This is a genomic window from Desulfothermus sp. (assembly GCF_053993635.1).
The window spans coordinates 1-12376 of record NZ_JBMYBT010000134.1 but is presented as its reverse complement, the minus strand read 5'-3'; the positions used below and the strand labels follow the sequence as shown (position 1 = coordinate 12376).

17 protein-coding genes and 2 tRNA genes are annotated in these 12376 nt (G+C 34.3%); 17 read left to right on the top strand and 2 right to left on the bottom strand.

From position 1 onward, the window contains the following. The 4 genes from folP to ACY2V1_RS09935 form a co-directional block, all read left to right on the top strand. On the top strand, positions 1-843 hold an 843-nt coding region (folP, locus tag ACY2V1_RS09950; protein WP_461834642.1), incomplete at its 5' end, for a dihydropteroate synthase. A 17-nt stretch (positions 844-860) separates the two neighbouring features. Then, a complete protein-coding gene (gene glmM / locus ACY2V1_RS09945; RefSeq protein WP_461834641.1) occupies positions 861-2219 on the top strand; it encodes a phosphoglucosamine mutase in 1359 nt (452 codons plus the stop codon). 10 nt (positions 2220-2229) lie between these two features. After that, entirely contained in the window at positions 2230-3099 is an 870-nt protein-coding gene (locus tag ACY2V1_RS09940; protein WP_461834640.1) for a UTP--glucose-1-phosphate uridylyltransferase, read from the top strand. Next, positions 3093-3812, top strand: coding sequence for a hypothetical protein (locus ACY2V1_RS09935; RefSeq protein WP_461834639.1), 720 nt, complete (start codon positions 3093-3095; stop codon positions 3810-3812). Before ACY2V1_RS09940 ends, ACY2V1_RS09935 begins: the two co-directional genes overlap by 7 nt. Here the strand turns inward: ACY2V1_RS09935 and ACY2V1_RS09930 are convergent. Continuing rightward, entirely contained in the window at positions 3805-4356 is a 552-nt protein-coding gene (locus tag ACY2V1_RS09930; protein ID WP_461834638.1) for a DsrE/DsrF/DrsH-like family protein, read from the bottom strand. The genes ACY2V1_RS09935 and ACY2V1_RS09930 overlap by 8 nt on opposite strands. A gap of 55 nt (positions 4357-4411) precedes the next feature. Next, on the bottom strand, positions 4412-4879 hold the full coding sequence (locus ACY2V1_RS09925) for a MarR family winged helix-turn-helix transcriptional regulator (RefSeq protein WP_461834637.1): 468 nt from the start codon (positions 4877-4879) through the stop codon (positions 4412-4414). A 144-nt stretch (positions 4880-5023) separates the two neighbouring features. Between ACY2V1_RS09925 and ACY2V1_RS09920 the strand changes: the two genes are divergently transcribed. The 13 genes from ACY2V1_RS09920 to ACY2V1_RS09860 all read left to right on the top strand — a co-directional run. Further along, positions 5024-5233 carry a chalcone isomerase family protein gene (locus ACY2V1_RS09920; protein WP_461834636.1) on the top strand — a complete coding sequence of 70 codons (210 nt, stop codon included), beginning with the start codon at positions 5024-5026 and terminating at the stop codon, positions 5231-5233. A gap of 4 nt (positions 5234-5237) precedes the next feature. Continuing rightward, positions 5238-5591: a chalcone isomerase family protein gene (locus tag ACY2V1_RS09915; protein WP_461834643.1), complete on the top strand. Its 354-nt coding sequence runs from the start codon at positions 5238-5240 to the stop codon at positions 5589-5591. 234 nt (positions 5592-5825) lie between these two features. Next, positions 5826-6509 carry a TmcC family electron transfer complex membrane anchor subunit gene (locus ACY2V1_RS09910; protein WP_461834635.1) on the top strand — a complete coding sequence of 228 codons (684 nt, stop codon included), beginning with the start codon at positions 5826-5828 and terminating at the stop codon, positions 6507-6509. A 33-nt stretch (positions 6510-6542) separates the two neighbouring features. Then, positions 6543-6893 carry a 4Fe-4S dicluster domain-containing protein gene (locus ACY2V1_RS09905; RefSeq protein ID WP_461834634.1) on the top strand — a complete coding sequence of 117 codons (351 nt, stop codon included), beginning with the start codon at positions 6543-6545 and terminating at the stop codon, positions 6891-6893. A gap of 24 nt (positions 6894-6917) precedes the next feature. Beyond that, on the top strand, positions 6918-7604 hold the full coding sequence (locus ACY2V1_RS09900; RefSeq protein ID WP_461834633.1) for a methylenetetrahydrofolate reductase C-terminal domain-containing protein: 687 nt from the start codon (positions 6918-6920) through the stop codon (positions 7602-7604). A gap of 147 nt (positions 7605-7751) precedes the next feature. Next, a tRNA-Pro gene (locus ACY2V1_RS09895) sits at positions 7752-7825 on the top strand. Between the two features lie 82 nt (positions 7826-7907). Further along, positions 7908-8465, top strand: coding sequence for an isochorismatase family protein (locus tag ACY2V1_RS09890; RefSeq protein ID WP_461834632.1), 558 nt, complete (start codon positions 7908-7910; stop codon positions 8463-8465). 20 nt (positions 8466-8485) lie between these two features. Continuing rightward, positions 8486-9802, top strand: a complete 1317-nt coding sequence (locus ACY2V1_RS09885; protein ID WP_461834631.1) for a nicotinate phosphoribosyltransferase — start codon at positions 8486-8488, stop codon at positions 9800-9802. Between the two features lie 23 nt (positions 9803-9825). Continuing rightward, positions 9826-10260, top strand: a complete 435-nt coding sequence (locus ACY2V1_RS09880) for an archease (RefSeq protein ID WP_461834630.1) — start codon at positions 9826-9828, stop codon at positions 10258-10260. Positions 10261-10319: 59 nt separating this feature from the next. After that, positions 10320-10393: transfer RNA gene (locus ACY2V1_RS09875), tRNA-Pro, on the top strand. A 695-nt stretch (positions 10394-11088) separates the two neighbouring features. Next, a complete protein-coding gene (locus tag ACY2V1_RS09870) occupies positions 11089-11313 on the top strand; it encodes a hypothetical protein (RefSeq protein ID WP_461834629.1) in 225 nt (74 codons plus the stop codon). Then, entirely contained in the window at positions 11301-11681 is a 381-nt protein-coding gene (locus ACY2V1_RS09865; protein WP_461834628.1) for a type II toxin-antitoxin system VapC family toxin, read from the top strand. The genes ACY2V1_RS09870 and ACY2V1_RS09865 overlap by 13 nt, the downstream gene beginning before the upstream one ends. 484 nt (positions 11682-12165) lie before the next feature. Continuing rightward, positions 12166-12376 (top strand): AAA family ATPase (locus tag ACY2V1_RS09860; protein WP_461834627.1); only part of this gene is annotated, 211 nt, incomplete at its 3' end.

Genomic DNA, 12376 nt, shown 5'->3' with positions numbered 1-12376 from the left:
ATGAGAATTAATACTAAGTGGAAAATATATGGAGGTGAGGAATTAGACCTTTCAAATTATTTAGTTGTAGGTATTTTAAACATCACTCCAGATTCCTTTTACGATGGTGGAAAATTTTTTGATCCTTCTATTGCTATGCAACACGCTAAAGAGATGCTGGAGAGTGGTGCTGATGTAATTGATATTGGGGGTGAATCTACAAGGCCTTTTTCAGAAAGGATAGATGCTCAAGAAGAATTAAGGCGCGTTATGCCTGTTTTAGAAAAATTAGTATCAGAGGCAAAAGGAATAGTGTTGTCTGTTGATACATACAAGGCAAAAGTGGCAGAGCAGGCTATCTTAAAGGGAGCCAAGATAATTAATGATGTATCAGCATGTAGATTTGATCCAGAGCTTATTGATGTTATAGGTCAATATAAACCTGGATATGTGCTTATGCATTCTTTAGGTAGGCCAGAAGATATGCAAAAGGATCCAAAATATAAGGATGTTGTAGGCGAGCTTTTAGATTTTTTTGAGAAGAATTTGAAAAAGTTAACAGATGCCAATTTGCCAGAAGATCATATTGTAATAGACCCTGGTATTGGATTTGGAAAATTACTTGAGCATAATTTAGAGATTTTAAAAAACATCGATAAGTTTTATAAATTGGGCAGACCTGTATTTATGGGACTATCTAATAAGTCCATGTGGGAGAAGCTCCTTGGCCTGCCCTCAGATAAAAGAGAGGTGGCAACACAGGTGGCTACAGGACTCCTTGCATCAAAGGGAGTGCTTATTCATAGGGTACACAATGTAAAGTTGACAAGGGATACATTAAAAATTGTAAGGTCCATTTACTAATTTTGGAGATGAATAAAATGACAAAGAATGAAAATCTATTTGGAACAGATGGTGTAAGGGGATTGGTGAACGAATTTCCCATGGAGCCTGAGATTGCTATTAGACTTGGACTTGCAGCAGGAGAGTACTTTAGACACGGAAAAAAAAGGCATAAAGTAATTATTGGAAAAGATACCAGGCTCTCAGGATATATATTTGAAACAGCACTTACCTCAGGTCTTTGCGCATCAGGTATGGATGTATATTTAGTTGGACCACTTCCCACACCAGCGATTTCTTTTTTAACCAGGAATATGAGAGCTGATTTAGGAATTGTTATTTCGGCTTCCCATAATCCATATTATGACAATGGTATAAAATTTTTTGATAGAAATGGATTTAAACTAAATAATGGTGTAGAAGAAGAAATATCTAAGATGGTATTAACAAACACCAATTGGAAATATCCAAAGCCCCATGAAGTCGGACGCGCCTTTAAAATAGAAGATAGTCCCGGGAGATACATTGTTTCTCTTAAACACAGTTTTCCTTCAGAATTTACCTTGGATGGGATAAAAATAGTACTTGATTGTGCTAATGGAGCCACATACAGGGTTGCCCCATTGGTTTTTGAAGAGCTTGGTGCCGATGTTGTCAAAATAGGAGTGAATCCAGATGGACTTAATATAAATGAGGAATGTGGTGCACTTTATCCAGAAAAAGTTAGAGACATGGTTTTAAAAAAGGGAGCTGATATTGGCATTGCACTTGATGGAGATGGTGATAGAGTGATACTAATAGATGAAAAGGGAAAAATTTTGGATGGTGACCAGATAATGGCATTTTGTGCAGAAGAGATGATGAAAAATGGAGAACTTGCTGGTGGCAAGTTGGTTGCCACAGTTATGAGCAATATGGCTTTGGAGATATTTATGAAAGATCTTGGGGGGGAACTTATTAGAACTCCAGTTGGAGATAGGTATGTTGTAGAAAAGATGAGGGATGTTGGTGCTGTTTTTGGTGGAGAGCAATCGGGTCATTTGATCTTTTTGAAATATTCAACAACAGGGGATGGTATTTTAGCTGCACTTCAGGCGTTAAAAATTATGCTTAAGAAGCAGAAAAGTCTATCTGAATTGGCGAGGCAACTTGAACTTTTTCCACAAAAATTAATAAATGTTAAAGTAGATAAAAAAGTTCCCTTTGATCGCGTGCCTAAAGTTATGAATGCAGTAAAGAGGGCTGAAGAAAAGCTAAAAGGCAAAGGAAGGGTTCTTCTTAGATACTCAGGAACAGAGCCAAAGGCCAGGGTTATGGTTGAAGGGGAAGATATTGAGATCGTTGAGTCCATGGCTTTGGAATTATCGGAAATAGTTAAGGTAACTCTAAGTAATTAAAGGAGTTTTTATGAAAATAAATAAAGTAGTAATACCTGTAGCTGGTTGGGGTACAAGGTCTCTTCCTGCAACTAAAAATTTACCCAAGGAAATTTTGCCAGTCTTTAAAAAACCTGCAATTCAATATATTGTAGAAGAAGCAAAATCAGCAGGACTTACCAATGTCATTTTCATTACAAATAAAAACAAAAATATATTGGAAGACCATTTTGATTATAATCTCTCTTTAGAGTGGGTATTGGAGAGAACTGGAAAGATGGAACTGTTGCAGGAAGTTAGAAAGGTAGGGGAACTTGCCAATATTATAAGTATTAGACAGAAAAGACAATTGGGACTAGGACATGCTGTTTTGTGCGCAAAAGAAGTTGTTAGGGATGATCCCTTTGCGGTTATATTAGGAGATGATCTTTTGTTTAGCAGTGTGCCAGGTATTAAACAATTGATAGAAGTAGCTGAGACTGAAAATATGGCTGTTGTGGGTGTAATGCCAGTGGAAAAGAGCAAAGTCGATAGATACGGCATCATCAATGCAGAGGAAATAGGTCCCCATATCTATAGGGTTCGCGATCTTCAGGAAAAACCAAAGGTAGAAGAGGCAGCATCAAACCTTGCTATTATTGGTAGATATGTCCTTACGCCAGAAATTTTTTATCATTTAGAAAGGATATTTGATCCAAATCAAATGGGCGAGCTTGAATTAACCGAGGGTTTGAGGCGTCTTGCTAAAGACAACAAACTACTGGCTGTGAGGCTCCATGGTATGCGGTTTGATGTGGGTCATTGGGTGGATTATCTTGTTGCAAATATCTATTTTGCCCTCCAGGATGAGGAGCTAAGAGACGATATTATTAATAGGCTCAGGGAGCTAATACCTTGTTAATATCCCGTTTGTTTATAATTTTTTTGTATCTGCTTATTCCTCCTACTGTTTTTGGTAATCCACCTGATATTAATGAAATATTTTTAAATGTAAAAAAGGAGTACAAGGGGCTTAAGTCATTTTATATGCATGTTGATTTTATAAATGTACATGGACCGCAGATTTTGTATGATTATTTTCAAAAAGGACAAGATGTAAAGATCTTATGGAGTACAAGCAGAAATGGGACCACAGAAAATTTGATATATGGTTATATAAAAAATGGTAAAATAATAGAAGATGTTCCCATTATTCCTTTGACTTTGCAAGATTTTACTAATCCAGAAATATTATTATATTCAATGAATTTAGAAAAAAATAAAATTTCCTATGAATATGTGGATCATATTCCATGTGTAGTAATGGGCAACACAAACAAGATATATGTTGATATTGAAAATTTTGTTATCAGAAAAAAGATAATAGAGGGGAAGGAGTATTTATTTAAGGATTTTATACATATTGGAAACTATTTGTTGCCCAATAAAATTGAGATTAAGTGTGGAGAAGAGAGATACATTGGCCAGGTTATGTGGAAGAAAATAAATATGGAGGAAGAAATACATTATACATCGCCAGTGAAGACAAGAATAGGAGGCATAAAATCTGATGAAAATACGCCTCCTATATTGAAATGTTTGCCCATGGCAACAAGTAGTTTTAGCTTTAGATAAATAGTTGCATCTTGCTTTCTCCAGCTTCTTTTAAAAAGGTAGCTACACCAACATACTCTAAGTTTGGATAATCAATCATCTCATCTGGGGTAAATCCCATTAAGTCCATCGACATTTCACAGATATAGATCTTTACACCTAGTTCTGCAGCTATTTTTATTAGTTCATTTAGGTCTTTTACGTTTTTCTTTTTCATTAAGTTTTTCATCATCATGGTGCCCAGTCCGCCCATATTCATTTTTGAGAGCTTTACGTCCTTTGTTCCTTTTGGCAACATAAAGCCAAACATCTTTCCCATGAAATCTTTTATTCCTGGTTTTTTCTTGGGGTCCCTAAGGGCAGGAGTTGCCCAAAAGGTAAAAAACATGCATACCTCTGTATCCATGGCTGCTGCACCAGTGGCAATAATAAAGGCGGCTAATAGTTTATCCAGATCACCACTAAAAACAACCATGGACAATTTGTCTTTTGGCATTAAACTATTTTGCCTTTTAATTTCATTCTTCATATTCTCTAATACCTTTTGTATATCCTCATGATTCATTATTATACCTCCTCAAAAGTAGTTAATATTATTAACGATTTATATAAAAAATTTTTTACGCGAACTCTTTTTTTACTATTTGCATACTTTCTATTAATTTTTCAAGATAGAAAAATACATTTGATCTATCACTGGGACTTATGTTCTCCACTAATTTTTTGTGGATTTCCAGCCTAAACTCTTCTATTTCTTCAATCTTTTTTTCACCTGCATGAGTTAAACTTAGTAGTTTTACTCTATTGTCTTTTGGGTCTTCAATTTTTTCAACTAAACCCTTGGCCATTAGTCCCTTTATAATCTTGGTTATTCTGCTCTTCGCAACCTCCATTTTATTGGCCAGGGTCTTTACCGTTAAATACCTCTCGCCTTTAAATAGGAGTAGACAGGTGATTTCAGCATATGGGATCCCAAATTTTTCCTTGGTATAAGTACGCTTATCATTACAGCAACTAACAATAGAATCTATTATTTCTCTTAGCCTAAGGGCCTGATACTCTAATAGTGGTTCATTATTGTTGTTCATGTTATGAATCATTAATAATAAAAAATAAAAATGTCAAGTTTTTTTGGCTCAAAATTTATTAAAAGGAGATTGCATAAAACTAAACTTTGTTTTATATCAAGTTAAGTCTTTATTTAAGTAAAATACATTTTAAGGAGGTGTGTGATGTTGAAGAGATTTTTAGTAATTGTAGTAATGGGTATTTTAATGCCAGCACTGGCAATGGGTTATGAAATTGCAGGAGTGAATTTACCTGACAGTTTACCGGCTGGCAAGGAGTCTTTGGTTTTAAATGGGGCAGGTATCAGGAAAAAGCTTTTTTTAAAGCTTTATGTGGCAGGCCTTTATGTAAAAAAAAAAGACTTCCAATGCTGAGGAGATATTAAATGAAGATGTTCCAGTTGCCATAAAACTACATATTATTTCAAGGCTTATTAGTAGTAAAAATATGGAAAAGGCTACGAGAGAAGGCTTTGAAAAAGCTACACAGGGAAATCTTTCAGGTTTAGAAGAAAGGATTGATGAATTTATATCTCTTTTTAAATCTGAACCAATAAAAAAACACGATGAATTTGACTTTATATATATTCCAGGTGAAGGGGTGCACTCAATTAAAAATGGAAGGGAGTTAAAATTAATAAAGGGCACAGATTTTAAAAAAGCACTTTTTGGGATTTGGTTGTCAGACAATTGTGTCCAAGAAGATCTAAGGGACGCCTTGTTGGGAAAATAGTTTTTAAGATATGTGAGAACTACAAAGGGGCGTCGGCATAGCCGATGCCCCTTTTGTTGTTTGGTAATAAATAAAAAAAGCGAAAAGGAGAGATTTGCATAAATTGCATAATTTTTGTAAAAAATATTTTTATCAAGGGTTGTCTTGACAAAATATTTTCAAACAATTACGGAATACTTGTTATTTTTTTATGGATTGGTCGAAAGTTTTTTAATCCTTATAAGGAGGATTTATATGCACCAGTTATATCTGTTACTAAGAGGGCCGTTGGCTCTAATTTCTTTTATTGTGTTTATTGGTGGGGTAATTTATCAAATTATTTGGTTTTTTAATAATACAAAAGTTCAGGAAATTCCTAAAAATCCAGGGTTACTGCCATCAAAAAAGGAAATAAAATCCTTTTATCCACCAGAAGATATAAAAAAATTGACAAAATGGGAAGGAAGCGTGTGGTCTACGCAACCATATTTTACTATTTTGACCTCTATATTTCATATCCTGGTAATATTAACTCCTATTTTTTTACTTGCCCACAATATCCTGATTAAGCAGTCATGGGGAATAGCGCCCCCATCTTTGTCTGAAAAAATAACTGATGTTTTTACAATAGTGGTCCTATGTTTTGGTGCTTATTTTCTTTACAGACGGATATTTCTTTCAAAGGTAAGAATAATTACAGGCGGCGGGGACTGGTTGATGTTCTTCCTTGTTTTTTTACCATACTTAACTGGATTTTTGGCATATCACCAGATATTTCCTTATATGCCAATGGTAATACTCCATATGTTCCTAGGCGAACTTATGCTTGTCTGCATTCCCTTTACCAGGCTAAAACATATGATATTTTTCTTTTTAAATAGATTTTATCTTAAAAGTGAGTATTCCTTCTTTAAAAAAGGAAACAGAGTGTGGAATTGAGCTTTTATTGTTAACATTTAGGAGGAAAATAAGATGTCTAATTTACCAGATATAATTTTGAGCAATAAATCAAAGATCAAATTTGCCATGTCTCTATGTGCCAGGTGTTCTATGTGTGCACCAAGTTGTTTTTTGTATAGGACAAATAATGGTGACCCAACATATATGCCTTCTTATAAGATGTTAAATTCCATTGGTCTCATATTTAAGAAAAAGGGTAATCTTTCAGATAATGATTTGGAAAATATAAAGAATATAGTGTGGGAAAAATGTGTTTTATGCACCAGATGTTATTGCTCTCTAGGAATTGATATTCCATATTTAATCTCCCTTGCCAGGGATTTTTGCAGACAAAAAGGCGTATATAAGACCTATGATAATTAACATTATAAATATAGGAGGATATAAATGATCAAGGTCAAAAGGAAAAAATTTGATGAGATTATAGATTGTATTGATAGATATAATAATATTTTAAATGTAGGTTGTGGTGGATGTGCATCGGTGTGTCTTGGAGGTGGTCAAAAGGAAGTTGGCATATTAAATGAAGAACTCAGGCTCTATTATGAAAAAAAAGGTGAGAAAAAAGATATAGATGCGTATACAGTAGAAAGGGCATGTAATGAAAAATGTTTTTTAGATCTGCCAAATGTTATAGAAAAAGGTAATTATGATGCAATAATAACCATGTGTTGTTCTGCTGGGACACAGCTTATTGCAGAAAAATTTAATAAAATACCAGTTTATCCAGCAGTAGATACCATTGCTATTGGCATTGATAGAGATATAGGACTTTATGAAGAAAAGTGCAGGGCGTGTGGACATTGTGTAATAGGTTATACAGGTGGAATATGTCCAATTACCAGGTGTGCAAAAAGCCTTTTTAATGGCCCATGTGGTGGCACAAATAAAGGAATGTGTGAAGTAAACCCAAACATACCATGTGCGTGGTATGAAATCTACAATAGGCTAAAAGAACAAAATAGACTGGAAGATATAAAGAAAATACATCCTCCAGTAGATTGGAAAAATCAGATTCAACGAACAGTGGTGCAATATGGCTATGAGGAAAGATATGTAAATATGGACGTGTAATAGGTCCCAAAAGAACTCGTTACAGATAAATTTTATTTGAATTTGTCTTTACTTTTTGGAAACATTACAATTAATAGGATCTTTTTACTCCCTAATTGTTTTCCTTGAATTTTTTTTATGGCTAACCTAAACTAACCCTAGACATAACGGGATGTAGCTCAGCCTGGCAGAGCGCAGCGTTCGGGACGCTGAAGCCGTGGGTTCGAATCCCACCATCCCGATGTTTTCTCAAAAATTTTTCTTAAATTTTTCACAGAAAATTAATTTTTGAGAATTTTTCCAAGGAAGAATACGGGGGTGTGTATGGATATAAGATTTGAACCAAATGATGCGCTTATTTTAGTTGACATACAGGTTGATTTTTGTCCAGGGGGAAAGCTACCCATTGAAAGGGGGGATGAAGTTGTATCTATTTTAAATCCAATTATAGAGCAGGCAGAAAAACAGGGTATATATATTTTTTATTCCAGGGATTTTCACCCAAGGTTGCACCCAAGTTTTAAAGAAAATGGTGGCATATGGCCAACTCATTGTGTGCAGGATACTGAGGGAGCCAGGTTTCATCCTGAGTTAAAAATAGCAAAGAATTCCGTCATAGTCACCAAGGGCACGAGATTTGATAAAGATCAATATTCAGCCTTTGATGATACAGGCCTTGCGGTTGCCTTTAAGAAATTAGACATAAAAAGGGTATTTATCGGAGGTCTGGCCCTGGATGTGTGTGTGAAAGAAACAGCCCTTGATTCTATAAAAAATGGATTTCATACATTTTTAATAAAACAGGGCTCAAGGCCAGTTACAGAGAAATCAGGTGAACAAGCCCTATTAGAGATGAAAAATAAAGGCGTTGTTATAATTTAACATTACCTTTGGAGAATAAAATGGATATTAGTACTCCTCTATTTGTGGATTTATACGAACTTACCATGGCTCAAGGCTATTTCCTTGAAAACCTAAATGGAGAGGCTGTCTTTAGTACATTTGTTAGAAAATTACCTATCAATAGGAATTTTTTAATAGCTTGCGGACTTGCTGATGTTGTGAGTTTTTTGGAAAACTTTAAGTTTTCATCAGATGATATCGACTATTTAAAATCTTTAGGCATCTTCAAAGATGAATTTTTGGATTTTCTAAAGGAACTTCGATTTACAGGTGATGTCTATGCCTTAAGGGAAGGGACTGTATTCTTTGAAAATGAACCCATTTTAGAAATAAAGGCCCCTATAATTCAATGTCAATTATTGGAGACATATGTTTTGAATCAAATACAGCTCCAAACCATGCTTGCAACAAAAGGAGCGAGAATATGCAGTGTGTCGCAGGATAGAAATGTTGTTGATTTTGGCTCAAGGCGTGCGCACGGGTTAGATGCTGGATTAAAGGCAGCAAGGGCGTTTTATATTTCTGGCATGAATGCCACCAGTAATGTATTGGCTGGAAAGATATACAATATACCTGTAACAGGTACAATGGCTCATAGTTATATTCAGGTCCATTCTAATGAATTTGATGCCTTTGAAGCCTTTTCTTCAATATATCCATGTACTGTTTTGTTGATTGATACATATGATATATATGAAGGGGTTGAAAATGTAATTAAGTTGTCCAAAAAATTGGGGGACAAGTTTTCTATAACTGGAATTAGAATAGATTCTGGGGACATTATAACTACATCAAGAGAAATTAGAAAGATACTTGATAGGGTTGGTCTTTATAGCGTCAAAATAATCGCCAGTGGAAGTTTAGATGAATATAAAATTTATGAAATTGCCAAAGAAAATGTGCCAATAGACGGATTTGGTGTTGGAACAAAGGCAATAGTATCAGAAGATGCTCCTTTTTTAGATATTGTTTATAAATTAACTGAGTATAAAGGCGAAGGAAAGTTTAAAAAATCAAAAGGAAAATCAACAATCCCTTTTCAAAAGCAGGTATATAGATATATTGATGAAGGGAAATATAGAGAAGACGTTATCTCTATGTACAAGGAAGTTCTCCCTGGAGATCCCTTGATTATCAAGGTAATGGAAAACGGAAAGCTTAGAGATGGAGCAGTTGATGAGCTAGATGTTATTAGGGAGAGAGTCAAGAAGGAACTCAGTATGCTACCAGATAACTTAAAGAAGTTACAAAAATCAGAGGTGGTATATCCTGTTAAATTCAGTCCTTTATTGGAGAAAATAAGAACATCTTTGTAGAAGAATGGGCCTAGAACAGGAATATGCAAGATAATAAAGTACAAGGATTTGAGACTTTTGATCACGGAGCTGATATTGGGATAAGGGGATATGGAAAAAATTTAGAAGAAGCATTTTTAAATGGTGCCAAGGCCCTTTTTTCTTACATGTATGGGAGTATGCCCCAAGTTCAGAATAACTTGGAGGTAAAAGAAATAACCTTTGAACTAGAAGAGAGCGATTTAACATCGCTATTTATAAGGTTTTTGAATACATTGATTGCAGAATCAGATATAAACTCACTTGCATTTTATAATTTTTCAATAAAAATTGAAGGCTCAAAATTAAGGTGTAAAACGTTGGGTTATCCCATAAATAGAAGAGTTGGAGGAGTTGAAGTAAAAGGAGCAACATATTGCGAAGCCAAGGTGGAACAAAAAAATGGGATATGGCTTGCCCAGTGTGTGATTGATGTGTGAATTCGGTTTGATTTAGTTCCTTGACAAAAAAAATAGAAAGGGATAATTTTTACATCAAACGGGATGTGGCGCAGCCTGGGAGCGCACTTGAATGGGGTTCAAGGGGCCGTGGGTTCAAATCCCACCATCCCGATATTAAAAAAGGATCGGGATTTTGTCCTGATCCTTTTTTTATACTCTTTAAAAAAATTTTGAATAGACTTCCAGAAGACCTGAGTGTAGTGTCTTGTTTTTTCCCGTGGAAAGGCCTATCAAAAAGCACATGCGAGATTTAAAAAGAATATAGCTTCTTGTTGTTTCCCTTCCTTAACTTATTGGTTTCAGCAATTCTCGGTGAGTTTAAGGAGTTAGAATTTATGGGATAAAATAAAAAAATTGATATTTATTTTTCGCAACGTGTGGGAAAAAAGACGATATTGAAAGTTTAGGGGAATATTGTATTAAAGTTTAAATAATTCCTTGTAAATATTATGCAAATAGGTTATTTTAGAAGAAGAATTAAGATAGAGGAATTATTTTATGCATATAAAGAAACATTTAAGTTTTACAGCCTTAAGAAGAAAATTGTCTAATCGGTTATTAGAGATGGAAGATAAACGTGATCAAAGTAAGGTTAGGCATAGCTCCATGATTGTTTTATGAGTGGTTTTGCAATGATGTTTTTTCAGGATCCTTCTTTATTCTCCTGGAAATACAAAGTTCAAAGTTGTTGAAGCTCTGTAAAGATTTAGAGGAGAATTTAAGAGATTTCAATTTACCAAATATGGACCTGGGACATGTAAGGTGTAACCTTCATATATGTGTATAATTTTTTGGGGAGGAAGATGAATGTTGAAACTTAAAGTGAAACCGAAAGGAGAAAAAATCATTATTTATCTACCTGAAGAGTTGGTCGATCAAGAATTGGAAGTGATAGTTTCTCCAGTAAAGAAGAAAAAAAATCAGATAGAAAGGATTAGAAATATATTGAAAAACAGATCTGAGAATATATTTCACTCTATAGATAATCCGATAACTTGGCAAAGGAGTTTACGGGAAGAATGGGAAAAGTAATTTTGGATTCCAATATCATAATTTATTTATCAAAAGGAGTTATAGATATTGCTGATTTGATAACAAGGGAAAAAGTTGAAATATGGATCTCAATAATTAGCTATATGGAAGTTTTGAGTTTTAATTTCTTTTCTTTCGAAGAAGAGAAATTTGTAAGAAATTTACTGCAAGAATTCTTCATTATAGAAATAAATAGGGAAATTGCTGAAAAGACTATTCAAATACGTAGAAACTATAAAATAAAACTTCCAGATGCGATAATTTGTGCTTCAGCATCTATTATTAATGCAATGCTGATAACGGCAGATACACAGCTTGGTAAAGTAAGAGAATCCAATGTAAAGGTTATTACTCCTCCAATTAAATAACTGACAATACCCAAAAAAGGTGGTAATATTTAATTTTGACAAGGTTAGTTGTAATGTAAAGAGGAGATGAAGACTGTATGGGAAATTGGGAAGAATTAGTAGATTTATATGCGGACTATCTTAATAGTGGTAAATGGACAAGCGAGGGCGACGGGATTATCAGATGTTTTGGATAATGAGATCAGGCATGACAAATTTACCCGAATGTTTTCAAGAGGAGAGATTAACTCAAAGTATCTAAACTTGAATGCTTAAAAAGCAAGCATCATTTAAATCATTTTGTACTCAGAGCTAAAGTGCTTAGTAAGGCTAATTTTGCCGCTATGGCTGAACTTAAAAAATTATCTTGGGCGTAACATCAGTTACTATAAAAAAGTGCAAAAGTGCATTTAATATATTAAAATACCAGACTATTAAATCCCAGCGGGATTTTTTAGCCAACTAGATGTAGATATTTTCGATATGAAGTTATGAGGAGGTCTTTGTGAAAAAATTACCCATAGGGATACAGACCTTTAGTGAGATAATAGAAGAGGGATATGTGTATGTTGATAAGACATATTTTGCTCACAAACTCATAACAGGTGGAAAATATTATTTTCTTTCCCGTCCCCGTAGGTTTGGTAAGAGTTTGTTTTTGGATACCTTATCAGAGATATTTTTAGGTAATAAGGAGTTATTTAATGGACTTTATA

What these genes read in the sequence shown, in the direction of transcription:
- glmM (WP_461834641.1), top strand. Translation starts at nt 861, where the DNA reads ATGACAAAGAATGAAAATCTATTTGGAACAGATGGTGTAAGGGGATTG.
- ACY2V1_RS09940 (WP_461834640.1), top strand. Translation starts at nt 2,230, where the DNA reads ATGAAAATAAATAAAGTAGTAATACCTGTAGCTGGTTGGGGTACAAGG.
- ACY2V1_RS09930 (WP_461834638.1), bottom strand. Translation starts at nt 4,356, where the DNA reads ATGAATCATGAGGATATACAAAAGGTATTAGAGAATATGAAGAATGAA.
- ACY2V1_RS09925 (WP_461834637.1), bottom strand. Translation starts at nt 4,879, where the DNA reads ATGAACAACAATAATGAACCACTATTAGAGTATCAGGCCCTTAGGCTA.
- ACY2V1_RS09920 (WP_461834636.1), top strand. Translation starts at nt 5,024, where the DNA reads ATGTTGAAGAGATTTTTAGTAATTGTAGTAATGGGTATTTTAATGCCA.
- ACY2V1_RS09910 (WP_461834635.1), top strand. Translation starts at nt 5,826, where the DNA reads ATGCACCAGTTATATCTGTTACTAAGAGGGCCGTTGGCTCTAATTTCT.
- ACY2V1_RS09905 (WP_461834634.1), top strand. Translation starts at nt 6,543, where the DNA reads ATGTCTAATTTACCAGATATAATTTTGAGCAATAAATCAAAGATCAAA.
- ACY2V1_RS09900 (WP_461834633.1), top strand. Translation starts at nt 6,918, where the DNA reads ATGATCAAGGTCAAAAGGAAAAAATTTGATGAGATTATAGATTGTATT.
- ACY2V1_RS09890 (WP_461834632.1), top strand. Translation starts at nt 7,908, where the DNA reads ATGGATATAAGATTTGAACCAAATGATGCGCTTATTTTAGTTGACATA.
- ACY2V1_RS09885 (WP_461834631.1), top strand. Translation starts at nt 8,486, where the DNA reads ATGGATATTAGTACTCCTCTATTTGTGGATTTATACGAACTTACCATG.
- ACY2V1_RS09880 (WP_461834630.1), top strand. Translation starts at nt 9,826, where the DNA reads ATGCAAGATAATAAAGTACAAGGATTTGAGACTTTTGATCACGGAGCT.
- ACY2V1_RS09870 (WP_461834629.1), top strand. Translation starts at nt 11,089, where the DNA reads ATGTTGAAACTTAAAGTGAAACCGAAAGGAGAAAAAATCATTATTTAT.
- ACY2V1_RS09865 (WP_461834628.1), top strand. Translation starts at nt 11,301, where the DNA reads ATGGGAAAAGTAATTTTGGATTCCAATATCATAATTTATTTATCAAAA.